At 64.2% G+C, this 23,593-nt stretch carries 17 protein-coding genes; 8 read left to right on the top strand and 9 right to left on the bottom strand.

Annotated elements, in window-relative coordinates; all coding sequences use genetic code 11:
* Nucleotides 1-7: 7 nt before the first annotated feature.
* The gene (gene narL, locus BLS51_RS15040; RefSeq protein WP_090184349.1) at nt 8-664 is read left to right on the top strand and encodes a two-component system response regulator NarL; all 657 of its coding nucleotides are present in this window, start codon (nt 8-10) and stop codon (nt 662-664) included.
* An 18-nt stretch (nt 665-682) separates the two neighbouring features.
* Here narL and BLS51_RS15035 read toward each other — a convergent pair whose 3' ends face one another.
* On the bottom strand, nt 683-946 hold the full coding sequence (locus BLS51_RS15035) for a heavy-metal-associated domain-containing protein (RefSeq protein WP_090184352.1): 264 nt from the start codon (nt 944-946) through the stop codon (nt 683-685).
* A gap of 170 nt (nt 947-1,116) precedes the next feature.
* Here BLS51_RS15035 and BLS51_RS15030 point away from each other — a divergent pair, with 170 nt between their 5' ends.
* Together BLS51_RS15030 and BLS51_RS15025 are read left to right on the top strand one after the other, a co-directional pair.
* Complete coding sequence (locus BLS51_RS15030; RefSeq protein ID WP_090184355.1) at nt 1,117-2,301, top strand: NnrS family protein; 1,185 nt, start codon at nt 1,117-1,119, stop codon at nt 2,299-2,301.
* A gap of 143 nt (nt 2,302-2,444) precedes the next feature.
* Entirely contained in the window at nt 2,445-2,951 is a 507-nt protein-coding gene (locus BLS51_RS15025) for a hypothetical protein (RefSeq protein WP_090184358.1), read from the top strand.
* Here BLS51_RS15025 and BLS51_RS15020 read toward each other — a convergent pair.
* Both BLS51_RS15020 and cadR read right to left on the bottom strand, forming a co-directional pair.
* Complete coding sequence (locus BLS51_RS15020; RefSeq protein ID WP_229207590.1) at nt 2,948-4,063, bottom strand: mechanosensitive ion channel family protein; 1,116 nt, start codon at nt 4,061-4,063, stop codon at nt 2,948-2,950. The genes BLS51_RS15025 and BLS51_RS15020 overlap by 4 nt on opposite strands.
* An 89-nt stretch (nt 4,064-4,152) precedes the next feature.
* Complete coding sequence (cadR, locus tag BLS51_RS15015) at nt 4,153-4,560, bottom strand: Cd(II)/Pb(II)-responsive transcriptional regulator (RefSeq protein WP_090184360.1); 408 nt, start codon at nt 4,558-4,560, stop codon at nt 4,153-4,155.
* 59 nt (nt 4,561-4,619) lie between these two features.
* On the opposite strand from cadR, the gene BLS51_RS15010 reads away from it, so the two are divergent.
* The 5 genes from BLS51_RS15010 to BLS51_RS14990 all read left to right on the top strand — a co-directional run bounded on the left by BLS51_RS15010 (nt 4,620) and on the right by BLS51_RS14990 (nt 12,404).
* Nucleotides 4,620-5,228: a cation efflux transmembrane domain-containing protein gene (locus tag BLS51_RS15010; protein WP_090184362.1), complete on the top strand. Its 609-nt coding sequence runs from the start codon at nt 4,620-4,622 to the stop codon at nt 5,226-5,228.
* Between the two features lie 86 nt (nt 5,229-5,314).
* Nucleotides 5,315-7,633, top strand: a complete 2,319-nt coding sequence (locus BLS51_RS15005) for a glycoside hydrolase family 31 protein (RefSeq protein ID WP_090184365.1) — start codon at nt 5,315-5,317, stop codon at nt 7,631-7,633.
* Between the two features lie 117 nt (nt 7,634-7,750).
* Nucleotides 7,751-9,265, top strand: a complete 1,515-nt coding sequence (locus BLS51_RS15000; RefSeq protein WP_090184368.1) for a PAS domain-containing sensor histidine kinase — start codon at nt 7,751-7,753, stop codon at nt 9,263-9,265.
* A gap of 113 nt (nt 9,266-9,378) precedes the next feature.
* Entirely contained in the window at nt 9,379-10,341 is a 963-nt protein-coding gene (locus BLS51_RS14995; protein WP_229207591.1) for a N5-glutamine methyltransferase family protein, read from the top strand.
* Nucleotides 10,338-12,404 (top strand): Mur ligase family protein, encoded by a 2,067-nt coding sequence (locus BLS51_RS14990; RefSeq protein ID WP_090184373.1) that lies wholly within the window; start codon nt 10,338-10,340, stop codon nt 12,402-12,404. Before BLS51_RS14995 ends, BLS51_RS14990 begins: the two co-directional genes overlap by 4 nt.
* A 147-nt stretch (nt 12,405-12,551) precedes the next feature.
* On the opposite strand, the gene cphA is transcribed toward BLS51_RS14990, so the two are convergent.
* From cphA to BLS51_RS14960, 6 genes are all read right to left on the bottom strand, one after another.
* Nucleotides 12,552-15,203, bottom strand: a complete 2,652-nt coding sequence (gene cphA, locus BLS51_RS14985) for a cyanophycin synthetase (protein WP_090184376.1) — start codon at nt 15,201-15,203, stop codon at nt 12,552-12,554.
* The gene (locus tag BLS51_RS14980) at nt 15,190-16,014 is read right to left on the bottom strand and encodes a cyanophycinase (RefSeq protein WP_090184379.1); all 825 of its coding nucleotides are present in this window, start codon (nt 16,012-16,014) and stop codon (nt 15,190-15,192) included. Before BLS51_RS14980 ends, cphA begins: the two co-directional genes overlap by 14 nt.
* Before the next feature lie 25 nt (nt 16,015-16,039).
* Nucleotides 16,040-17,443: an iron-containing redox enzyme family protein gene (locus BLS51_RS14975; RefSeq protein ID WP_090184382.1), complete on the bottom strand. Its 1,404-nt coding sequence runs from the start codon at nt 17,441-17,443 to the stop codon at nt 16,040-16,042.
* Nucleotides 17,444-17,559: 116 nt separating this feature from the next.
* On the bottom strand, nt 17,560-18,459 hold the full coding sequence (locus BLS51_RS14970) for a manganese catalase family protein (RefSeq protein ID WP_090184385.1): 900 nt from the start codon (nt 18,457-18,459) through the stop codon (nt 17,560-17,562).
* Between the two features lie 149 nt (nt 18,460-18,608).
* Complete coding sequence (galE, locus tag BLS51_RS14965) at nt 18,609-19,679, bottom strand: UDP-glucose 4-epimerase GalE (protein ID WP_090184388.1); 1,071 nt, start codon at nt 19,677-19,679, stop codon at nt 18,609-18,611.
* A 19-nt stretch (nt 19,680-19,698) separates the two neighbouring features.
* Complete coding sequence (locus BLS51_RS14960) at nt 19,699-23,481, bottom strand: NAD(P)-binding protein (protein ID WP_090184390.1); 3,783 nt, start codon at nt 23,479-23,481, stop codon at nt 19,699-19,701.
* Between the last annotated feature and the right edge of the window lie 112 nt (nt 23,482-23,593).

Genomic DNA, 23,593 nt, shown 5'->3' with positions numbered 1-23,593 from the left:
GAAAAATATGGAAGACACTATCACCGTCCTGCTGGTCGACGATCACACGCTGTTTCGCAGCGGCATACGCTCGCTGTTGCAGCGCAATCCGGAATTTACCGTGGTGGGCGAGGCTGCCGACGGCTTCGAGGGCGTGAAACGCGCGCAGCAACTGAAACCGCAGGTGATCCTGCTGGACCTGAACATGCCAGGCATGTCCGGCGTCGAGACGCTGCAACTGATGCGCCAGGACAGCCCGGAAAGCGCGATCGTGATGCTGACCGTATCGGAAGACGCCGAAGACCTGAGCACAGCGCTGAAGGCTGGCGCCAGCGGCTACCTGCTGAAAAATATCGACACCGACTACCTGACGCGCGCCATCCGCCGCGCCGCCGCCGGCGAAACCGTGGTGGCGGAAGCGATGACGGCCAAGCTGGTGGCGCAGTTGCAAAGCGCCAGTATGCCCCCGGCCGCCTCCGAACTGGACAAGCTGACGCCGCGTGAACGTGAAATCCTCGATTGCCTGGCGCGTGGCGAGAGCAACAAGGGCATCGCCCGCATCCTGGACCTGGCGGAAAGCACGGTGAAGATCCACGTGCAGAGCGTATTGAAGAAGCTGAAACTAAGCAGCCGCGTACAAGCGGCTGTGTATGCGGTTGAACACCGCAGGCAGAACGGCGCCTAGGGCGTCGCGTATCAGATCTTAGTTACCACCACCGCCGCAGCAGCCACCGCAGCAACCGCCCGCTTGTTCGGCGCGCGGCGCGGCAGGGTAGCCGGCGGCGGCCAGGCCCATGGTCAGCATGCGTGGCGAAACGCGCGATTCGTCCAGCTGCACGCTGGCCAGACCGTCCAGCAGCGAGACGCGAACGTCGCTGACGCCATCCATGCTGCGCAGCAGTTCGGTGATTTTATCGGCGCAAGCTTCGCCATTCATGCCATCGATATTCAGTACAGCGGTTTGCATGACAGTCCTTTCAAAATAATGTCGCAACAGTCATAGCCTAGCGCAGCCAGCGCACCGCCACGATAGGCAATTGCGAGTTTCTTGATCCAGGTTATGAATATCGGGCGTGCCTCTTCACTCGTGCGCGCGCAGCGCAGAAAATACGGGTGTACTTTCAAAGGAAACGAATCATGACACTGCTACGCATCGACGAACCAGCGACCGCAAAAGCCGGCCATCCTTTATGGCGCCTGGGTTTCCGTCCGTTCTACATGGTGGCCGCCATTTTCGCCGCGCTGGCGATTCCGCTGTGGATGCTGCAATATTTTGGCTGGCTTCCACAAGGTCTGAATGTTGGCTATATGTGGCACATTCACGAGATGGTGTTCGGCATGGCGGCGGCCGTGGTAGTGGGCTTCCTTTACACCGCCGGCTACAACTGGACCGGCTTCTGGACGCCGGTGCGCGGGCACCTCGCCGCACTGGTGGCCTTGTGGCTGGCCGGCCGTGTGGCGATGCTGGTCGCGCCACCGCTGGCCGCCGCCGCCATCGACTGGCTGTTCCTGCCGTTTGCCGCCTGGCCGCTGTTCCGTGTGATGCAGAAGGCGAACAACAAGCGCAACTACTTCCTGGTCGGCCTGCTGGTCCTGATGGCGATTGCCAACGCGGTATTCCATGCGATTGCGCTGGGCTGGCTGGCGGTAGCGCCGGCCGCACCGGTGGAGGCGGCGATCCTGGTCATCGTGATGATGGAAGCGGCCATCGGCACGCGCATCATCCCGATGTTCACGCGTAACGGCGCGCCTGGCGCCACGCCGCTGGTGCAGCCGAAGGTGGACAAGGCCTCGCTTGGCCTGCTGGCCTTGTCGGCGCTATGCTGGGTGGCGCAAGCGCCAAAATGGCTGTTTGCGCCGGTGGCGCTGGCTGCCGCGACACTGGTGCTGGTGCGGCTGTATCGCTGGCAGGCCTTGCGCACCTTCGCGGTGCCGCTGCTGTGGATCATGCACCTGTCGTATGCATGGATCGCCGCCGGCTTTGTGCTGCTGGTGCTGTCGCGCTGGGGACTGGTGAGCGCCAGCGCCGGCTTCCACGCGCTGACGGTCGGCTCGATGGCTGGCCTGATCCTTGGCATGATGACCCGCACCACGCTGGGTCACACCGGCCGTCCGCTGAAAGCCGGTCCGGCTGAACGCGCGATGTTCACCATGATCCAGTTGAGTGCCGTGGCCCGCGTGGCGTCGGCACTGGGCTTCGATACCACACAAGGCGTGGTGCTGATGGCCAGCGCCGGACTGTGGGCAGCGGCCTTCATCACCTATGCCATCGTCTATGTGCCTTACCTGACGCGTGTCCGCGTGGACGGCAAATCGGGCTAATCGGCATGTCGGCGTACGCCAGCAGATGATCATTAATAATTTGATAACTTCGCGATTGTAAAAATTTTTACTGTTCGCTGGCGCACAATCGGCGCCGGACGTGCGCCCTACAATCAGCCGTCATCAATAGGAGGGTATCAACAATGAAAAAACTGATGCTGGCGTTTGGCGTGGTACACGCAACCATCGCCTTTTTATTCACGGCCGGCGCCATCTTTCTGATCGTCGTTGGCGCGCAATTGGGTTGGCATGCGCTGCAAGCCGATAGCGGTCTGGCCGCCGCACAGGAAGTGATCGAGGCGATCGGCATCCTGGCCGCCGCCGTGGTGGCCTTGCAGATTGCCGAAACCATCATCGAGGAAGAAGTGGTGCGCGACGCCGACATCAGCGCACCAACACGGGTGCGCCGCTTCCTGTCGCGCTTCTTCGTGGTGGTGGTCGTGGCGCTGGCGATTGAAGGCCTGGTCGCCACGTTCCGCGCCGTGCACGACGACGCCAGCGAACTGCTGTACGTCGCCGCGCTGGTCGGCAGCGTCGGTGTACTGCTGGCCGCCTGGGGGATTTTCATCCACCTGAATCGCTCCGCCGAAGAACTGGAACCGCAGGCGATGCAGGAAGCCCAGGCGGAGGACGAGAAGCTCAAGCCTTAATGGCTACGCAGGCGGCGCTCTGGTTGCGCCGCCTCGTTGGCCGCTTCGCTGCCCTGTTCGAAAAGCAGACGGCGGGTTGGTGCATTGGCGTCCACGCCCAGTTCTGCAAACACTTCGAGTGCGCCCAGCAGCACCGCCTGCTGGATGTTCATGTATTTGACGTAGGCGGAATCGAGCACATAGAACACCAGCTCGAATTCCAGCGCATCCTGGGTCACTGACTTGAGGTGCACGCGGTCGGCACGCACATCCGGCTGACGCTCGATCACTGCTTTCAGCGCGTCCGGCACTTTGGCCGCCAGTTCGGGCGGCGTCGAGGGGTTGATGCGTAGCGAGAGCTGCACACGGCGCGTCTGCATGCGCTTGTAATTGCGCACCACGTTCTTCAGCAGCTCGGAATTGCCGATGATGATCTGTTCACCACTGTCCGAACGGATGCGTGTGGTCTTCAGCCCCACATGCTCCACCGTGCCGGAGACATTGGTGATCGCAATCGAATCGCCCACTTCAAACGGCTTGTCGACCGCGATCGACAGCGAGGCGAACAGGTCACCCAGCACATTCTGCACCGCCAGCGCCACCGCGATACCGCCGATCCCCAGGCTGGCCACCAGCGCGGTCACGTTGATACCCAGGTTGGACAAGGCCGCCAGCAAAAAGATCACCCAGATGGTGGTCTTCAGCGCCCAGACCATCAGCGTGTTGGCCACGGTGGTGGGCGAATCTGGATTCTCCGCATGGTTGCGGAAGTAGCGCCGCGCGCCCAGCGTGGCGGCGCGGTCGAAGTACAGCACCAGCTGGAAGCCCAGCACGATGAACCACAGATGGCCCAGACGTGCTTCCCACAGCGGCGGCAGTTCGAGCGTCTTCAGGCCGACCAGCACGGAAACGGCCAGGATGGCCAGGATGCTGGTGCGGTTGAGCGTCTCTTTGAGTAGCTGGGCGACCGGGCGTTCGGTGCGGCCGACGTCGTCGTGGCGGCACAGGCGCTTGCGCAGCAGCCGCAGCATGCCGTAGATGGCGCAGAAGGTGAGGGCGGCGACACCGCCGGCGACGAGCAGCTCGTCGAAGTCGACTTCGTTGAACTGCGCCAGAAAGCGTTGAATAATCAAACTGTACTCCTATTCAATGTGGCGGATAGTGCCCCATGCTAGGCCGCCAGCCTCTGGCATTCTGTTCGTTGCATCACACCGCTGCCGGATTACGCTTGCCGGATGGAAATAGTTCCGAGGCAATTCAGGATGGCGCAATCGCGCGCCGCCAGGTCCTGGCCGCACAGGCTGCGGATGTCTTTCAGTTGCTGTTCCAGCGCAAGCAACCCGGCAATGCGCTGCCCGACCTGGGCGATATGCTGGTCCAGCATGGCGTTGACCGCGCCGCAGCTTTGGTCCGGGGCGTCGCGCACCGCAAGCAGGGTGCGGATCTCATCCAGCGCCATGTCCAGCGAGCGGCAATGGCGGATGAATTGCAGCCGTTCGAGGTGCGGCGGCCCGTAGTGCCGGTAGTTGCTGGCGGTGCGCGCGGGCTTGGGCAGCAGGCCGGCGCGTTCATAGTGGCGTATCGCTTCGACGGTGTAGCCGGTGTGGCCGGCCAGTTCTCCGATTTTCATCGCTTGACCTTGTAGTTACTTCAGGGTTTGTAATGCGACTATATCGTAAAGGAGGGCTTATGTCTGGATGCTGTTGTGCACCGCCCAAGCCGGCGGTCGATCGCCGCTACCGCCGTATCTTGTGGATCGCCCTGGTATTGAACGCGCTGATGTTCTTCGTCGAGCTGGCCGGCGGCCTGGGTGGCGACTCGGCCTCGCTGCTGGCCGACGCCGTCGATTTCCTTGGTGACGCCGGCAATTACGCACTGTCGCTGATGGTGCTGGCGGCCGCCGCGTCGGCGCGTGCCCGCGTGGCGCTGATCAAGGGCTGGACCATGGCGGCCTATGGCGCTTTCGTGCTGGCCAAAGTGGCGTGGGACCTGGCCACAGGCAGTACGCCGCAGCCGCTGGTGATGGGGACGATCGGCTTCCTGGCATTGCTGGTCAACGGCGGCGTCGCGCTGCTGCTGTACGCCTATCGCGACGGCGACGCCAATATGCGCTCGGTGTGGCTGTGCACCCGCAATGACGCCATTGGCAATGTGGCGGTGATGCTGGCGGCGCTGGGCGTGTTTGGCGCCGGCAGCGCCTGGCCGGACCTGGCGGTGGCGCTGGTGATGGGTGGATTGGCGGTCAGCGGCGCGCGGCAGGTGATCGGCCAGGCCAGGAGAGAGTTGATGACGACATAACATAGTCCAATTTGGTGATTTTCATAATTGCTTTGTTGAAAATGAAGAAGCACAATGCAGGCACATCTCCATTTCAAGAGAGGCATATGAGACAGCTCGCACACACGCCGGTATGTACCGCGCTCGCATCGATTTTTGCGATTTCCACTTCCGCTTTTGCTGCACCCATCGCCACGCTGGACCGCGACGGCGCTTTTGTGTCGATCGAGGCCTATGGCCCGAACGTGGTCCACGTCACCATCGCCGTCGACAAGGACGAGGTGCTGAAAGGCCCAGGCTACGGCATCCTGCCGAAGAACGCCGACAACAAGGCTTTCCGCCACAGCGGCGGCAAGGAAGGCGACGTGTTCGCGTCCAGCGCCATGACGGTGCGGGTGAACCCGGCGCCGGCGCCAAGCGTGCCGACCCAGGGCCAGAAATACTTCGCGCCGTCGCTGGCGCCGGTCGGCCTGCAAGTGCTGAACGCCAAAGGCGATCAGGTGGTCAGCCTGACCGGCTGGGAAATGTCGCCACAGACGGTCAACACCGAGAAGACTTTCCAGGTCGGCGCTTCGTTCTCGGTGGCGCGCGATGAGCACTACTATGGCATGGGGCAAAACCAGGAGTCGCTTGGTCCGCTGGACCTGCGCGGCCGCGTCCTCGATTGCAAGCACTGGTACGATGCGCCGGCCGGCGAAAGCGTCTGCGTGCCGTTCATGGTGTCGTCCAAGGGCTATGGCATCGTCTGGGATAATCCATCCGCCACGCGCTTTGTCGCCGGCGTGAATGGCCGCACCGGTTTCCAGTCGAATGTGGGCGAACGTGTCAGCTTCTTCATCATCACCGGTTCGACACCGGAAGAGATCTACTCGGGCTACGCACGCGTCACCGGCAAGACGCCGATCCCGCCGAAGTCCGCCTTCGGCCTGATCCAGTCGAAAGCCCGCTACGACAGCCAGCAGGAGCTGATGCGCGTGGCGAAGACCTACCGCGAGAAGAAGTACCCGCTGGATATCATGGTGCTGGACTGGTTCTACTGGACCCGCATGGGCCAGATGGATATCGACCCGGCGCAGTTCCCCGATCCGAAGGGCATGAACAAGCAGCTGCACGACATGGGCATGGAGTCCATCATCTCGATCTGGCCGCGCTATGAAACATCGGGCCGCTATTTCAATGAACTGGATAGCAAAGGCTATCTGCTGAAGGACAAGGAAGGCAAGACCGTCGACGGTCTGCCGTTCCGCTCCGACCGCACTGGTGGCCTGATCGACGCCACCAACCCGGCGGCGCGCAAGTGGTTCTGGGAGAAGGCGCGCGACAACATCCTGTCGCAAGGCTTCGATTACCCATGGCTGGACGAGACCGAGCCGGACCTGGTGCCGAGTGGCTTCTTCTATTCGATCGGCTCGGGCGACCGTTACCACAACCTGTTCCCGCTGCTGCACGTCGAAGGCGTGGCCGAGAATCTGCGCGCGTGGAAGCCGAACAAACGCGTGCTGATCCTGTCGCGCGCCGCTTATCTCGGTTCGCAGCGCAGCGGTGCGCTGTTCTGGTCCTCCGACATCAAGCCGACCTGGGAAGCCTTTGCGCGCCAGGTGCCGACTGGCCTGAACATGACAGCCTCCGGCATCGCCTACTGGGGCAATGACATCGGCGGCTGGCAGAAGCTGACGCAGGTGCAGTCGGACGTGCAAAATCCGCTGCTCGATCCGTCGGACGCGGTCAACGTGGTCGGCAACTACCGCGACTATCCGGAACTGATGACGCGCTGGTTCCAATACGGCACCTTCCTGCCGACCTTGCGCCTGCACGGCGACCGCAAGGAGGGTGAGATCTGGTCCTTCGGCAAACAGGCGGAGGCGGTGATGGCGCGCTTTAACAAGCTGCGTTATGAACTGATCCCTTACATCTACTCGCAGGCCAAGTACACGCACGATACCGGCGCGCCGTTCATGCGGCCGCTGTGGATGGACTTCGCCAGCGATCCGAATGTGGCCAACATCGGCACGCAGTATATGTTCGGCCCGGCCTTCCTGGTGGCGCCAGTGACGGAGCAGGGCCAGACCTCGAAGGATGTCTACCTGCCCGCCGGCGCCGACTGGTATAACTACTGGACCAACGAGAAGCTGTCCGGCGGCCGCTGGGTCAAGGTGGCCGCACCGATCGACCAGATTCCGGTGTTCGTCAAGGCCGGCTCGATCGTGCCGGTGGGCGCCGAGATCCAGTCGACCGCGACCAGACAGGCGATCGCCAGCATCAACGTCTATCCGGGCAAGAGCGGTGAATTCCGCCTGTACGACGACGATGGCGTCAGCTACGACTACGAAAAAGGCAAGTCGACCGTCACCGTCCTGAAATGGGACGATGCTGCCGGCAAGCTGTCTGGCGGCGGCTCGGCAGCGGTCAAGGTAATCGGCAAATAAGGCAACTAAGCCGTACAGCGTGCGCGTTTTGTCCTGGACGAGGGCGGGGTGCGCACAGTTCACCAGTTTTCCTTTGCTCTCAAGTAAAATTCACGCAAAAGAGCCAAGAGGATTACTATGCAGCCTAGTGTAGACGCGATTGAAGCAGAGCGGTTCCGCCAGTTCATCATGGGCGTGACCGACTATGCGATCTACATGTTGTCGCCGCAGGGCGTGGTGGTGACGTGGAACGCTGGCGCCCAGCGTTTCAAGGGCTATCATCCTGACGAGATCATCGGCCAGCACTTCTCCATGTTTTACACGGACGAGGACCGCGCCGGTGGCCGCCCGGCGCATGCGCTGGAGGTGGCGCGCACCACCGGCAAGTTCGAAGATGAGGGCTGGCGCGTGCGCAAGGACGGCAGCCGCTTCTGGGCCAGCGTGGTGATCGATCCGATCGTCAATCCGGAAGGCGAGCTGCTGGGCTTCGCCAAGATCACGCGCGACATCACCGAGCGCCGTGTCGCCGCCGAGCAGCTGGAGCGCGCGCGCGAACAGCTGTTCCAGTCGCAGAAGCTGGAAGCCATCGGCAAGCTGACCGGCGGCATCGCGCACGACTTCAATAATCTGCTGAACGTCATCATGAACGGGCTGGAACTGATGCGCATGTCGCGCGATCCCGCCATCGTCACCAAGTCCATCGATACCATGTCGCGCGCGGCCCAGCGTGGTGCCTCGCTGACGCAGCAATTGTTGGCCTTCGCCCGCCAGCAACCCTTGCGCCAGGAGCCGCACGACGCTGGCCGCGTGATCCGCTCCTTTGAAGCGGTGTTGCGGCGCGCGCTGCCGGACGCCATGCGCTTGCACCTGCATCTCGACGCCGAGCTGCCGCAAGCGATGCTCGACCCGACCCAGTTTGAATCGGCGCTGCTCAACCTCATGGTCAACGCCCGCGATGCGATGGATGGCAAGGGCGACGTGCAGCTCGACCTGTCGGCCGTCACGCTGGCGGATAATGAAGTGGACCGCTTGCCGGCGGGCCGCTACGTGCGTGTGCTAGTCAAGGACAGCGGCAGCGGCATGACGCCGGAAACCATGGCGCGCGCTATCGAACCCTTTTTCACCACCAAGGAAATCGGCAAGGGCACCGGCCTTGGATTGAGCCAGGTGTATGGGCTGATGCAGCAGTGCCAGGGTACGCTGACGCTGGATTCGCGCGTCGGCGAGGGCACGACTGTGTCGCTGTACTTCCCGGCGGTGAGCAATCAGGGCGCCGGCGAGGAGAGTGGCCCACCGCGTGCCGAGAAAGTGCTGCTGGTGGATGATCAGCCGGATGTGCTGGAAACCGCCATCAGCCTGTTCAGCCACCTCGGTTACGAAGTGCTGGCGGCCGACAACGGCCCGCAGGCGCTGGAGACGCTGCGTCTGAATCCCGATGTCGCCATCCTGTTCAGCGATGTGGTCATGCCGGGCATGAGTGGCGTCCAGCTGGGCAAGACGGCATTGCAGGATTTCCCGCACCTGAAAGTGGTGCTGGCTTCCGGTTACGTGCAGACCGCGCTGCGCGAGCAAATGCCGGACGTCGGCAACTTCGAACTGATCGCCAAGCCGTACCGGCTGAGTGACCTGATCCGCACCCTGAAGGCGCTCTGAGCGCCATAGCATCAGCGTCGCTGTCCGCAGCGCTGACTTTTACTCCGCTATGTGCGCCAGCGCACTCAGGCGATAACGCTTGTGCGTCAGTATGGTGCTTTACAGGAGCTTTTGTGACCACGCATGACATTCCCACTCTACAGCCAATTCAGCAACAGGCGTTGCTGGCGCTGGGCGGCGCGCTGCGCGCGCGCAAATATCAATTCACCACGGTGACGCCCGCCACGCAGGCACGCGTGCTGGCACGCCCGGTCGCGCCACAGATGGCCAGCCTGCGTGACATCTTCGGCTGGAGCAGGCCATTCACCGCCGATGCGGTGGATGCTGAACTGCTGGCCTGCATGCGCGCTGCCGACGTGGTGGCGGAACACGACGGACTGCTGCGCAGCACGGTGCGCGTGTCGACGCTGGCCGGTGAATGGCTGTTCCATTCGGCTTATCCAACCACCCAGGCGGATGCGGTATTCTTCGGCCCGGACACTGCGCGCTTCGTGCGTGCGATGGAGCAGACGCCAGTACCGGCGCGCGATCCTGTGCGCCGCATCGTCGATATCGGCTGTGGCAGCGGCGTCGCCGCCATCACGCTGGCGCGACGCTTCCCGCAATCCGACGTGCTGGCGGTGGACATCAACGACCGCGCGCTGGCGCTGGCCGACATCAATATCCGCCTGGCCGGCGTGAACAATGCCGCCGTCCACCACAGTAATCTGCTTAACCAGCTGGATGGCGTGTTCGACCTGATCGTCGCCAATCCGCCCTACCTGCTGGATGCGACTGAGCGTGCGTATCGCCATGGTGGCGGTGAGCTGGGCGCCGGCCTGTCGCTGCAGATCGTGCAGGCGGCCATCAACCGGCTGGCCAGCGGCGGCGCGCTATGGCTGTACACCGGTGTCGCCGTGACAGACGGTGACGATCCTTTCTTCCGTCATGCCACCGCGCTGCTGGACGAGGCAGGCCTGCGCTGGACCTACGAGGAAATCGATCCCGATGTCTTTGGCGAAGAACTGGAGACGCCTGCTTATGCGGGCGCGGACCGTATCGCCGCCGTGTGGCTGGTCGCCAGCAGGGATGCATGACCATGCGCATCCTGCAACAGCGCCTGCTACGCGGCGCCAATTTGTATTGTCCATTGCCGTGCATCGTGGCGGTGGTGGAATCTTCATTTCCGGAAGCCGGACCACAAGCTGCCTACACCACGCGCTTCCTGCAACACGCCTGTGGTGAGCCGGTGGAGTTCATGCATGCCGAGCCGGTGGCCGGCGAGCCCGATCAATGGCGCGTGGTGGTGCAGTATGCGGTCGAACACGTGGCGCAAGCCGCACTGACTGCTGCGGTCGATCTGATCTCCGCTACCGAGCGTGGCGAGCAACCCGACATCGGCGCTGCTGTGCGCACCGTGCGCACGCTGGCGGAATCGATGCAACTGCCGCCCGCTGCGCTGGCGGTGTTGCGCGAGGCTACCGCCATCGGCATTCCGGTGCAGCGCATCAGCGAGCATGGGGGCTTGATCCGGCTGGGCTGGGGCAAGCGCCAGTGGCGTTATCTGGCCGATGCGGACGACGATAATCGTCTGTTGAGCGCCACCTTGCTGCGCGAGCGGCAGTTGATGCGTTCCTTGCTGATCGAGGCGCAGGTGCGCGTGCCGGCCGAAGACTTTCACAATCCTCAGCGCAGGCCCGGCGAACGACTGCGGGTGCAGGTGCTGGACGGCCGGGCGCAGCATGAGGATGCGGAAGTGCGCCAGATGTGCGAACGCGCCGCCGCCACGCTGGGCCTGGCGCATGCTCAGGTGGATGTGCTGCCGGGCCGGCGCGGCCCGCAGGTGGATGACATACGCGCCGCCGTGCCGCCGAGCGATGAGCAGCGCATGCTGTTGCGGCAGTTGCATGCGGAGCCGCAGCAGGGCCGGATTCCGGTCATCGGCATCACCGGCACCAATGGCAAGACCACCACCACGCTGATGATCGCGCATGCCGTCCAGCTGGCGGGCTACCGTACCGGCTGCGCCAGCACGCAGGGCATTTCGCTTGACGGTGAGGTGTATGCCGGCGGCGATTGCACCGGCTACTGGTCGCACCGCAGCGTGCTGGCTTCGCCGGAGACCGAGTTTGCGGTGCTGGAAACGGCGCGTGGCGGGCTGCTCAAGCGCGGCCTGGCATATGACCGTTGCAGCGTGGGCGTTATGTTGAACGTGTCGGACGATCATCTGGGACTGGACGGCGTGGAGACGGTGGAGCAGTTGGCGCGCGTGAAGTCGCTGGTGGTGCAGGCGGCTGCCGTGGCGGTACTGAATGCCGACGATGGCCATTGCGTGGCGGCGCGTGCGCGCCTGGCGCCGGACGCGCGGGTCGTGTACTTCTCCATGAAGACCGATAACCCGGTGCTGCAAACGCATTTGCAGCAGGGCGGCGATGCGATATGGCTGGACAATGACATCATCATGCTGAGCCAGCGGCAGGTACGTCAGCGCCTGATGCCGGCCACGCACATTCCCGCCACCTGCGGCGGCCTGGCGCGCTACAACATCGCCAATAGCATGGCGGCGGCAGCGGCATTGATGGCCTGCGGCTTCAGCGTGGCGCAGATCAGCGCCGGCTTGTCCAGCTTCGAGTCGGATGCGGCCACCAATCCTTTGCGTTCCAATGTGTTTGAGCTGGGGAGCATCCGTATTCTGCTGGACTATGCGCATAACCCGGCGGCTTATGCGGCGCTGGCGACGCTGGCGCGCGGCCTGGCGCAAGGGCAGGGACAAAGCAAGGCAACCGGCCAGGCGCCTGGGCGCGTGCTGGCAGTGGTGACTTCGCCCGGCGATCGCCGTGACGAAGACCTGACTCGCACGGGTGCTATCTGCGCGGCGCACTTTGACGAATTGTTTGTGTATGAGTCACAAAGCCGGAATCGCCGCCATGGCGAGGCGGCTGAATTAATCAGCGCCGGTGCGCGTGCGGATGGTGGGGCGGCAGTCCGTAGCTATGAGGGAGACGCTGAGGCGGTGCAGGCGGCGTATCGGGCTTGCCAGCCTGGGGATGTGCTGGTGTTCGCTTGCGGCACGGAGGTGGCGACGCTGATCGAGGCGATCCGCGCCATCGATCCGCCGGCGGCCGACCGGCTGGAAACCCAGGCCGCGCCAGCAGCTTGAAATAGCCTCCGCGCCAGCGGCTTAAAATAGCCACCTGGCAGTGGCTGAGGCTTGAAATAGCCACTGCGCAGTTGCTGTGGCTCGAATAGCCACCGAGCTGTGGCTGAGGCCTGGCGCCGCATCGATGTGCGGCGCCAGATTCCGGTCCTATACCAGTGTGGCGTCGATGCGCGCTGCGCTGACCGGATCGACAGGGCGCAATGCTTCCACCAGTTCCGAGACGGACGAGCCGCAGGCGTAGACCAGCACATCGCCTGGACGGCATTGCGACAGGCCGAGGCGCAGCGCCTGTGCCGGATCGGTTTCCAGCAGCACGCCAGCTTTGCCGCCGCGTGCCGCCTGCGCGGCTGATTGCATCATGGCGGCGCGTTCGCCTGGCGCACGGCCGCGATGCTCGCTGTTCCACTCATAAAACACTGCCGTATCAAAACCACCACCGCAGATCTGCCCGATCTGCTGGAAGTCGCGCTCACGGCGGTCGCCTGGCGAGGTCACCACGGCCACCGTACGGCCTGGCGTCATGGCGCGCGCGGTGGCTGCCAATGCTTCGAAGGCGGCCGGATTGTGGGCAAAGTCGACAATCACCTGCACGCCGTTCACGTCATACAGATTGGCGCGCATCGGATTGTGGCGCGCGTCCGAAACAAAGGTGCGCAGGCCGGCGGCAATTGCGTGCAGCCCCAGGTCGCTGGCCATCAGCGCGGCAGTGGCGGCCAGCCCATTGGCGATGTTGTGGCGCGCGCAGCCGCCCAGCGTGGAGGGCATCTCGGCGGCGTCCAGCAGGCGTTGCGGAATGCCGTCGGCGCCACAGGCCATCAGCGCGCCATTCTCCAGCCAGGTGGCACGGCCGCCGGCTTGCAGGTGTTGCAGCAGCGCCGGGTGATTGGCTTCGCAGCTGAAGTAGATGCGCTCCACTTTTTCATCCAGCGCCGCGCCGATGGCGCAGCAGCGAGCATCCTCGGCATTCAGCACCACTGCGCGCGACGCCGCCTGCGCCACTACCGCCTTGACCGCCGACAGGTCTTCCAGCGTATCCACGCCATCCATGCCCAGGTGGTCCTCGCTGACATTCAACAGCACCGACACATCGCATCGGTCGAACGCCAGGCCGCGCTTGAGTATGCCGCCGCGCGCCGTCTCCAGCACCGCGAATTCCACCTCCGGCGCCGACAGCACGGTGCGCGCCGACCAGTAGCCGCTGCAATCGCCCTTGCGCACTTCCTGGCCGTTGATGAACACACCCTCGCTGGTGGTGCAGCCGGTGCCGATGCCGGCCTGGCGCAGCACGTGCTCGATCATCAGCGTGGTGGTAGTCTTGCCATTGGTGCCGGTCACCGCAATCACCGGGATACGGCCATCCTGCTGGCCGAACATCGATTCGACAATGGCGGCGCCGGCATCGCGCGGCACGCCGGCGCTTGGGTATTCGTGCATTCGGATGCCTGGTGCGGCGTTGATCTCGATGACGGCACCATTGCGGCCGTTCAGCGGCACCGAGATATCCTCGCACACCAGGTCAATGCCCGCCACGTCCAGGCCGATCTTGCGCACCGCGCGCACGCACATCGACAGCGTCTCGGCCGGCAGGCGGTCGGTCACGTCTTCCGCCGTGCCGCCGCTGGACAGGTTGGCGTTGCCGCGCATGAGCACACGGCGGCCGGCTTCCGGCACGCTGTCGAAGTCCAGGCCCTGCGTGACCAGCGTGGTTTCCGCATGGCCGTCCAGCGGGATGCGGGTCAGGATATTGGTGTGGCCCTCGCCACGCGCCGGATTGCGGTTTTCCAGTTCGACCAGTTGGCGCACGGTCGAAGCGCCATCGCCCACCACGGCGGCAGGGCGGCGCAGCGCGGCAGCGACTACGCGTTCGCCAGCCACCAGGATGCGGTAATCATCGCCAGGGATGTAGCGCTCGACAATGATGGTGCGGCCATGTTCGCGCGCGCGTTCAAATGCCAGCTTCACATCATCCGGTGTGCCGCAACGGGTGCTGACGCCACGGCCATGGTTGCCGTCCAGCGGCTTGACGGTCACCAGTCCGCCCAGCTCACACGCTGCGCGCTGCGCCTGTTCCAGCGAGCGCACGCTGACGCCTTCCGGCACCGGCACGCCAGCTTCCTGCAGCAGCGCCTTGGTCAGTTGCTTGTCGCAGGCGATGCCAACCGCGATGTGGCCCGTGTCGCCGGTGATGGTCGCTTGCAGGCGCTTTTGCTGCGCGCCCCAGCCCAGCACGAACATATTGGCTTCCTCGGTCAGCCGCTGATAGGGGATGCCCTGGCGGATGGCGGCGCGCAGGATGGCGCCGGTGCTGGTGCCGATGGCATGCCGCTCGGCGGTATCGCGCAGCGCGGCAATGCCATGTTCGAGCTGCTGCGCCAGGTCGGCTGCGCCGATGGCCAGGCCGCGCACCAGCGACATCGCCAGGTCGCAGGCATCGATGGCGACATGTTCCGATTCATACGAACAGACCACGCGGTACTGGCCAGGCGCAGCGCTGACTTCATGCGTGCGGCCGGTGTAGGTTGGCGTGCCAGCCAGGCATTGCAGCGCGATGCTCACGTGTTCCACCACATGCGCCAGGTTGGCGCCGTTGTTCAGCGCCTGCACGAAGCCGCCGTACTGGCCCACCGAGCAGCGGTGGTCGTACAGGGACGGCAGCAGTGCCAGCAGCTGCGTGTTGAAGCCTTCAATGCTGGTGGTACTGTGGTCACGCAACTCTTGCAGGTCGATGATGGTCAGCAGGCAAGGCTGGTTGGAATACAGATTCGGGCCACGCAATACGTGCTGTTTAACGATGTTCATGCTCTAAAGTCCTGTCAGTTAAATATTGGATGAAATCAGCCAGCGGTCCTTTGTCGTCCGCATGGTTAAAACTGGAGCCGGACGGCAGCAAATGCAGGCGCACATCCAGCAATTCGGGCACGACGCCGGCCCGTACTTCAGTGATATTGGTGCGTGCGTTGCGGCAGTCGGCCACTGTCACCGTGCCTTCGCCGATGACTTCGATCGCGCCTTCCTGGACAATCAACGCCGTGTCCTCGTCAATGCCGGCGCCCAGCAGGAACGGGCTTTGCGCAATCACGCTGAGCAGCCGGTTGAGGCGGTGGCGCTGCGAAAAATGCTGGTCGATGACGACGCGGCTGACGAAGCCCAGGCCGGCGCCGAGGCGCACCGCGCCTTTTTCCGGCGCCAGTTCAGCCTTGCCCTCGGCCAGCATATGGGTGCACAGGCCGGACGCACCTGCGCTGGTGCCGGCGATGCAGGCGGCGTGGTCGCAGTAGGCGCGGCGCATGGCGCGCTCCAGCTGCGTGCCGCCGAGGAAAGTCATCAACCGTTTCTGGTCGCCGCCGGTCATGAAGATGCCGCGCGCTTCCGCCATGCGATGCGCCAGCATGTCGTCCTCGGCTTGCTCGCGGGCGGTGATGCGCACGTGCGTGACATTGGTGGCGCCGAGGTCGTCGAACGCCTTGCGGTACATTTCCCACACATCGTCCGGCACCGTGCTGGCGGCGGTGATCACCATGATGGGCTGATCCAGCCCGCCGGCCAGTTCGACAAACCTGGTCAGGATCTCTTTGTTATCGGTACGGTCTTCATTACCGCCGATGATCATTAAACTTCCGCTTGGATTCATGGTGTCAGTTGATGAGTTGGCGATACATCCGCGTGGCCATCAGGCCCAGTGGACGGTGGTGCTGTGCGGGCGTCATCAGCGTTTGCAGCAGCTGCACGGCGGCCTGCTTGCTGCCCAGATTGGCGACTTGCTGCTCCAGCTGGCGCAGCGGGCTGCTGTCGTCATCATTGGCGTGATGGCGCACGATGCCGCGTGGCGCGCCCTGGCGCGGTGTTTGATGCAGGCCAAGCGAATCCAGCGAACGCTGGCGCGCGCGGAAGCTGGGCACGCGCTTGGGCGTAACGATCCAGTCGCGCAGTACCTGCTGCTCATAGGCGCTGAAGACGCCGAACATTTCAGCGCGCTCGCTCTGGATCAGACGCCAGAAGCGGCTGTTTTCCGGCGGCTGGCCACGCTGTATCCAGCCAGCTTGCTCCAGCTCCGCCAGCATCTGCGGGATCTGTGCCGGATCGCTGAGCCATTCGTTGATGCTGCGGCCGGCCAGGCGGCAGTAGTCGGAATGCATATTGGCGCCGCTGTGGGCCTTGGCAGCCATGATGTCGATCAGCTCCGTCTCCAGGTCGAAGCCGGCGATCACCGAGGTGGTGCAGGCGCCCAGATCGTTGAGGCGGTAGCCGTCCTGCACCCGTTGCCACACGCTGGCGCTGTCGCCGAAGCGCGGCAGCAGTTGCTGCAATGCCTGCACCGCCTTGTACGCATGGCCGGTGCTACCGTTGTCGACGGTGATGTGCAGCGTGAAGTAGTACGGATCGATGCCCAGTTCATTCAGCTCATAGGCGGTAATCAGCAGGTGCAGAGGCAGTTGTTCGTAGCCCAGGTTGTAGCCGATGATTTCCGGCAGGAAACGCTCGGCGTCATAGGCCAGCGCCAGCTGGATCGCGCCCTGTTCAAAATACGTGTCCGGCAGGTCTTGCCAGTTGTCGCAGTCGTGTGCGGCCAGCAGTTTTTTGTACAGCAGCACATGGTTCTTTTCCGGCACGCCGTCGCCCAGTTCTTCCAGGTAGGTCTGGATCAGCGGACGGAAGTCCGGATCGTCCCAGCGCGCCAGCAGGCCGTACAGCCAGGCGCCGTCGACCAGCTTGGTTGGCGCGGCATGCTTGAGGAAGTACAGCGCATGCGACTGGTTGCTGAAATATCGGCGCGGCGCACCTTCGCGACGGCCTTGCAGGTAAGCCTGGTACTCGGCGCCGACGGTGAAGGCACGGCTGGCCATCCATGGCGCCAGCTGGTTGATATCGGCCGGCAGGTCGTCATGCAGCTGCCGCGCCGCCTGCAGCCTTTGCCCCAGGAAGGTGCGGGCGTCGCCCAGTCCCTCGGCATCAGGCGGACCAGCGTTCAGTAGACGATAAATTGCCGCCGCGCTATTGACGGCGGCAGGGGCGGGGACGGCAAGCGCTAGCTGTAGCATGATGTGTTCTCGATTGTGAATTATCGGCAATGATGAATTATCGATTGCCCATGGCCTGCCCCACATCGGTGCACCTCTTGTGTTTGTGTAAGAGTATGCTGACAGCAAGGAGTTTTTTACTTGCCGGTGACCGGAATTGGTGCAGCGCTGCCCTGGCCGAGCTCGGCTCCGGTCAGCGGGTTCGACTCCGGATCCGACATCGTGCGGGCCGCCATCTGGTCCAGAATCGCCGCTTCTTCGGGTGCCAGCCGCACCGAGGCGGAGCCGTCACCGCCGTCGACGGCGCACTGGTCGTCACGGTTGCTGACGGTCTGCCAGGCCTCGCCGTCGTTCCATGGGCCGCGCACTTCCGGCCCGCCTTGCGACATATTGAAGTAGACGCTGGCAAACTCCGGCCGGCCCTGGGACTTGCCTGGAGGGAAGTTTGGCTGGATGGCATACAGCGCTTTTTCAAACGACTTCTGGTGGGCGATCTCGCGCGTCATCAGGAAGCCCAGCGCTTCCTTGACGCCGGGATCTTCGGTCAGGTTGATCAGCCGTTCGTAGACGATCTTGGCGCGAGCCTCGGCGGCGATGTTGGAGCGCAGGTCGGCGGTCGGTTCGCCGATGGTGTCGATGTAGGCAGCGGTCCACGGCACGCCTGCCGAGTTGACCAGTGGCGCGCCGCCGCCATACAGCACCTGGGTCAGGTGGCTGTCGTTGCCGGCACCGGTGATCGAGCGGTACAGCTCGCCTTCCTCTTCGACGCCCTCGGCCAGCCGGCCCTTGGCGCCTTTATTGAGCATGACAACGATGTTGCCGATCACCTCCAGGTGGCTCAATTCCTCGGTGGCGATATCGAACAGCATGTCCTTGCGGCCAGGATCGTCTTCTGCCAGTGCCTGGGTGAAGTAGCGGCACGCGGCCGCCAGCTCGCCTTGCGGCCCGCCGAACTGTTCCAGCATCAAATTGGCCAGACCTGGGTTGGTCTCGCTGACGCGGACGGTGTACTGCAGGCGTTTGTTATGTGCGAACATGGTTTCCTCCTTGGGTAGTGGAAAAACCATGTTCGCCCATGCACGGTACGCTGCCTATCAGCGCTACGCGTACCTGCGTGTCGGACGGTGCTGTCAATTGACGACCGAGACTTATCGCCGGGTTTAACCGGCTGGCTCGACAGTAAGCCTCAGGCCGCCCGGTGCGCCGCACGCCGGTCCTGCTGGCGGCGTTCCTGCGCGTTGGCCTCTGGCGCAGGTACGGCACGCAGCGGCGGCGGCGCCGGATGCAGCCGCTGCTCCCAGGCCCAGGCGTGGCCAATGATGGCGTCCAGCTCGCTGAACTGCGGCTGCCAGCCGAGTTCCTGGCGCGCCCGCGTGGCGTCGGCCACCAGCCGCGCCGGATCGCCATCACGGCGCGGCCCGCTGGCGACCGGGATGCGGCGCCCGGTCACCCGCTCGGCGGCGGCGATCACCTCGCGGATCGAATAGCCATTGCCGTTACCCAGGTTGTAGCGCGCGCTGCGGCCGCCAGCCGCCAGCGCCTGCAGCGCCAGCAGGTGAGCGTCGCACAGGTCCTGCACATGGATGTAGTCGCGCAGGCAGGTGCCGTCCGGCGTCGGATAGTCCTCGCCGTAAATGGTGATGGCGGCCCGCCGGCCCGATGCAGCCTGCAATACCAGCGGTATCAAATGGGTTTCCGGCTCGTGGCACTCGCCCAGTTCGTTGTCCGGATCGGCGCCCGCAGCGTTAAAGTAGCGCAGGCAGATGCTGCGCAACTTGTAGGCGCGTTCGAAATCTTCCAGCATCTCCTCCACCATCAGCTTCGACTTGCCGTAAGGGTTGATCGGCAGGGCAGGGTGGCGCTCGTCGATCGGCACGTATTGCGGGTCGCCGAAGATGGCGGCGGTGGATGAAAAGATGAACTGGTCGACGCCGTGGCGCACCATCGCTTCCAGCAGCCCGAGCGTGTTGGCGACGTTGTTTTCGTAGTAGCGCGCCGGTTGCTGCACCGATTCGCCGACCTGGATGTAGCTGGCGAAGTGCATCACCGCCTGCACCGGATAGGCCTGGAACAGCACGTCCAGCGCGGCCTGGTCGTGCAGGTCGGCGACGATCAGCGGCGTATCGCCGACTGCTTCGCGCCGTCCCTGCGACAGGTTGTCCAGCACCACCGGCAGGTAGCCATGCTGGCGCAACCGCTTGACCATGTGGGAACCGACGTAGCCGGCGCCTCCCACCACCAAGATAGTTTTTTGCATGATGTCTCCTTGTGCCGGTTCAGGACTCGGCGCTGCGGGCGGCAACGCCGCCGCTGGCGCGCACGCGTTCGGCGGCTTTTTTACCGGCCAGGAAGGCGTGATCCGAATTGTAGTATTCCCATTCGCTGTAGCGGCCGGACAGGATGATGTCGTGCTGCTCCATCCAGGCACGCACGGTGGCGACGTTGTCGGCGCGCGCGTGGTCGTACACCACGTAAGCGTAAGGCATGTCGACCTGGTTGGCGGCGACGATAGTGTCCTCTGCGCTGATGAAGCCGACCTTGATGCAGTCAGCGATGCAGCGCTGGATCAGCGCCTCGCCGTCCACCGGCAGCGGTTTCCACGGCGAATAGGAAATCTCGCAGGTGAAGCCGAAGCCGCCGGGCGCGTTGCATTCCGGGCTGGCGTTGCCCTGCACGAAGATGCGGTGGAAGATGCTGTCTTCAGGGTAGTAGATCCAGTGCTTGTCGGTGACATCAGTGCGGTTGACGCCGATGTTGACGCAGCGGATCGACACATGGTTCAGCCCTTCGGCAGCAGCACGCACCTCGGCCGGCGCCGCCTGGCCGCACAGGCGCACCAGTTCCGGCAGCGGCATGGTGCTGATCAGTTGCGCATACGGCAGGCGGCGGCCGTCGGCCAGTACCACCGTGTGCTCTTGCGGCAGCACTTTCACCACATTGGCGTTCAGTTCCACCTTGCCACGGATGTGCGGCAGTAAGCCATTCATCAGCGCCTGGAAGCCGCCGCGTTTCGGATAGCCGAAGCGGGCGTTCGGTCCCATCGGCTTGGCCACCGGTTCCAGCGCGCCTTCGATGATCTGCTCCAGGTCCGGCAGCGGTACGCGTCCTCCCAGCCACGAGGTTTCCATGTCCTTCAGCGGCACGGTCCAGATCTTCTTGTTGTAGGGGATGGCGAAGTGCCTGGCGATGCCCTTGCCCCAGACGCGGTAGATGAAGTCCTCGAAGTTCTCGGTTTTGGCGGCAGCGGCGCCAGCCCCGCTGTTGGCCACATCGGCGGTGCCGTCGGCGCAGCAGTCTTCCACCTCGCCGGGCGCGCACTTCGGCGCCGTCTCGGTCAGGCCGTAGCGCGATTCGATGGCGCCGACGATGCACTCCTTGATCACCTGCGGCGGCAGGCCGTACAAGGCGCCCTGGAACGGGTAGCGGGTGTACACCTGCTTGCTGTAGACCCAGGCCTCGCGCATCTGCCAGTGCTGGTTGTCGCCCAACAGGATGTCGTACAGCTTCAGCACGTACGGGTCGTTGGAGAACATGATGTGGCCGGCATAATCGAAGGTGAAGCCGTTGTCCTTGATCGAGCGGCACCAGCCGCCGACGCTGGCGTTACGCTCCAGCAGCATGGTGTCGGCGCCCAGATGGTAGGCGGCCGACAGTCCGGTCGGCCCACCGCCGATGATGATGCAGCTGGTGGCGCCAGGGCCGCGCATCGGATTGACATTGGCCGCACCGACGGCGGCGCTGGCAGCTTCCGGCGCTGGCGTCAGGCCGGCGGCGGCACGGCCTCCTGGCGGCGTCTGCTCGATCAGCGCGCGCATGCGCTCGGCCGTGTTTTCCCACGACGTGCCGGCCACCACATCACGCATGCGTTGCGCCAGCGCGGCGCGTTGCGCTTCGCTCAGTGCCAGCGCCGCCTCGCAATGGGCGATGAACTCGGCGTGGTCGTGACCGATGGCGACGATGTCGCCGTACGGTTGTTCAACGTCGGTGATGGCGGTGCTGACCGACGGCAGCTCGGCCGCCATGTATTCCAGCACCTTGGTCGGGCTGATGAATTTGGTCGAGTCGTTCAGCGCGAACGGCAGCAGGCAGACATCCCAGCCGGCCAGGAATTGCGGCAGCACCTGGTAGGATTGCTGGCCGAAGTAGTGGATGTTCTGGCGCTGCGGCAGCGCCGCCGGATCGATCTTCACTACCGGGCCGACCAGCACCAGTTGCCATTCCGGATGCGCATCGGCGATGGCGGCGATCAGCTCGGTATCGAAACGCTCGTCGATGACGCCGTAGTAGCCGAGGCGCGGATGGGGAATATCGGCATGCAGCGGATGGCCGTTGCTGCGGTCCAGCGCCTGGTGGAAGTGCACCGCGTCGACACTGCTGGCGAAGCAGTGGGCGTTGTCGTGGCGCTGGCGCTTGGCTTCATACAGGCTGGGGCCGCCGGTGAACACCAGGTCGGCAAGCTTCAGCAGCGCGGCCTCGCGTTGCAGCAGCTGCTTGGGTGCGTTGCGGAAGGCCGACAGCTCGTCCATGCAATCGTAGACCACCAGGCCTGCGCCTGGCGGCAGCAGCGGCAGCGCCATTGGCGTGTAGAACCACACCAGCGGTTGCTGGTCGATGCCGGGCAGCTCGGCCAGCAGCGATTTCAATACCGGTATCTGGTCGTCGTGGAAGCCGGGCGCCTGCACCGGCGTGTGCGGGCGGTACACCGACAGATTGGGCGCCGGATTGAAGGTTTCCCAGGAGGCCGCACCTTCGGCGTACACAGGTTCTTCGACCACGACGACGCGGTAATATTGGGCCAGGCGCGACAGCAGGTGCTGCGGGCGTTGATACACGAAATCCCACCGCAGGTGACAAAAGACGATCATGGTTTGCATAGCGCTCTCCCTTGTTGGTTGACATAGTTGGTTGGTCAGGCCGATGGCCTGGTGTAGTGCGGTGGCGTAGGGCGGTACCGGCAGGCGCGCCAATGGCGGCGTGCTGTGCAGGTCCACATCCCACAGGCCACTTTTGTGCCAGTGATCGGCGTGGTCCCAGTCGGGCCGGTCGATCACCGGATACAGACAGACGCCGCGCAGGTCGACGCCGTGCTGCACCGCCAGGGCCGCTTGCTCGGCCATCTGGCGTATCCAGACCCCGCGCCCGCTGCCGACGTGGCTGGTTTCGGCCAGCAGCAATGGCCGTTGATAACGTTGTTGCAGTTCGAGCAGCGCCTGGTGCAGCGGCTGGCGGCGCGGATCATCCAGATGCCACCACAGGCGCAGGTTGGTGCCGCTTTCCCACTGGTTGCTGTGGTAGTAGTTGCCGCCGATGATGTCGAGGTAGCGCTCGGCGCCGCCCAGCGCCGGCTCGCGGCGGCCGCACAGCATGTCCCAGGCGTCGAATTGCGACGCGCGCCAGCCGGCCGCCTGATCGGTCCAGTCCGGCCGGCCCGGCGGCGCGATCACGTGGATCAGCGGATCGCACTGCAAGATGCGCGCACCGGGCGACACCTGCCAGATGGCGTCGCAGCCGGCGATGGTGGCGCGCACCAGCTGGCGCTTGCCTTCCTCGGCCGCGCGCGGCTCGTGCATGTTCTTGACGCGGAACATATGCACCGACAGGCCCCAGCTCTGGAACGAAATCTCGTTGATCGGCGAGTACACCGGCGTGTCGCCGGTCCACGGTTTTAAATATTTCGCCAGTTCGGTGCAGTAGCGCACGAAGCGTGGCACAAATTCATCGCTGTAGACGTCCAGGTCGTCTGGCCAGCCGTAGTGGCAGAAGGTCCAGCAGACCTGTAAGCCCAGTTCCTGCGCCGCCTGCAGACGCGCGTCGAGAATGCTGAAATCGAACTGGCCATCGCGTTCGCACAGCCGCCAGCCGGCTGATTCGCGCACCGTGCGGATGCCGAAATCATGCAGAAGTGCGTAGTCTGCGCGGGCGCGTTCGAGGTGGCCGGTTTCTGCGTTCATGTCGAGCGGACGGCCGGCGTGGTTGACGTGATCGGCGCCTTCGTAGCCGGCTTGCCAGAAGCTGGCGAACGGCGGCGCGGCGTGTATGCGGGGAGCGGGCGGGGGCATGGAAATCCTGAAAGTAGGCGCGCCAGCAAGCTCAACTGTAAGGTGGCGCAACTGGCGCGCAGTGCTGCAGCCACCCGGAAAATGTAAATCCATGCTAGCCGCGTTTCACTTT

This window comes from Duganella sp. OV510 (assembly GCF_900100205.1).
In the GTDB taxonomy this organism is placed as follows: Bacteria; Pseudomonadota; Gammaproteobacteria; order Burkholderiales; family Burkholderiaceae_D; genus Rugamonas.
Note: the sequence above shows the minus strand (reverse complement) of the source record. Positions and strands in the feature narration are given on the sequence as shown.

Bases quoted from the DNA above. Each gene is read 5' to 3' on its own strand.
- cphA (WP_090184376.1), bottom strand. From the start codon at position 15,203: ATGAACATCGTTAAACAGCACGTATTGCGTGGCCCGAATCTGTATTCC.
- BLS51_RS15025 (WP_090184358.1), top strand. From the start codon at position 2,445: ATGAAAAAACTGATGCTGGCGTTTGGCGTGGTACACGCAACCATCGCC.
- BLS51_RS15000 (WP_090184368.1), top strand. From the start codon at position 7,751: ATGCAGCCTAGTGTAGACGCGATTGAAGCAGAGCGGTTCCGCCAGTTC.
- cadR (WP_090184360.1), bottom strand. From the start codon at position 4,560: ATGAAAATCGGAGAACTGGCCGGCCACACCGGCTACACCGTCGAAGCG.
- BLS51_RS15005 (WP_090184365.1), top strand. From the start codon at position 5,315: ATGAGACAGCTCGCACACACGCCGGTATGTACCGCGCTCGCATCGATT.
- BLS51_RS15035 (WP_090184352.1), bottom strand. From the start codon at position 946: ATGCAAACCGCTGTACTGAATATCGATGGCATGAATGGCGAAGCTTGC.
- BLS51_RS15030 (WP_090184355.1), top strand. From the start codon at position 1,117: ATGACACTGCTACGCATCGACGAACCAGCGACCGCAAAAGCCGGCCAT.
- narL (WP_090184349.1), top strand. From the start codon at position 8: ATGGAAGACACTATCACCGTCCTGCTGGTCGACGATCACACGCTGTTT.
- BLS51_RS15010 (WP_090184362.1), top strand. From the start codon at position 4,620: ATGTCTGGATGCTGTTGTGCACCGCCCAAGCCGGCGGTCGATCGCCGC.
- BLS51_RS14975 (WP_090184382.1), bottom strand. From the start codon at position 17,443: ATGCTACAGCTAGCGCTTGCCGTCCCCGCCCCTGCCGCCGTCAATAGC.
- BLS51_RS14970 (WP_090184385.1), bottom strand. From the start codon at position 18,459: ATGTTCGCACATAACAAACGCCTGCAGTACACCGTCCGCGTCAGCGAG.
- BLS51_RS14980 (WP_090184379.1), bottom strand. From the start codon at position 16,014: ATGATCATCGGCGGTAATGAAGACCGTACCGATAACAAAGAGATCCTG.
- BLS51_RS14960 (WP_090184390.1), bottom strand. From the start codon at position 23,481: ATGCCCCCGCCCGCTCCCCGCATACACGCCGCGCCGCCGTTCGCCAGC.
- BLS51_RS14990 (WP_090184373.1), top strand. From the start codon at position 10,338: ATGACCATGCGCATCCTGCAACAGCGCCTGCTACGCGGCGCCAATTTG.
- galE (WP_090184388.1), bottom strand. From the start codon at position 19,679: ATGCAAAAAACTATCTTGGTGGTGGGAGGCGCCGGCTACGTCGGTTCC.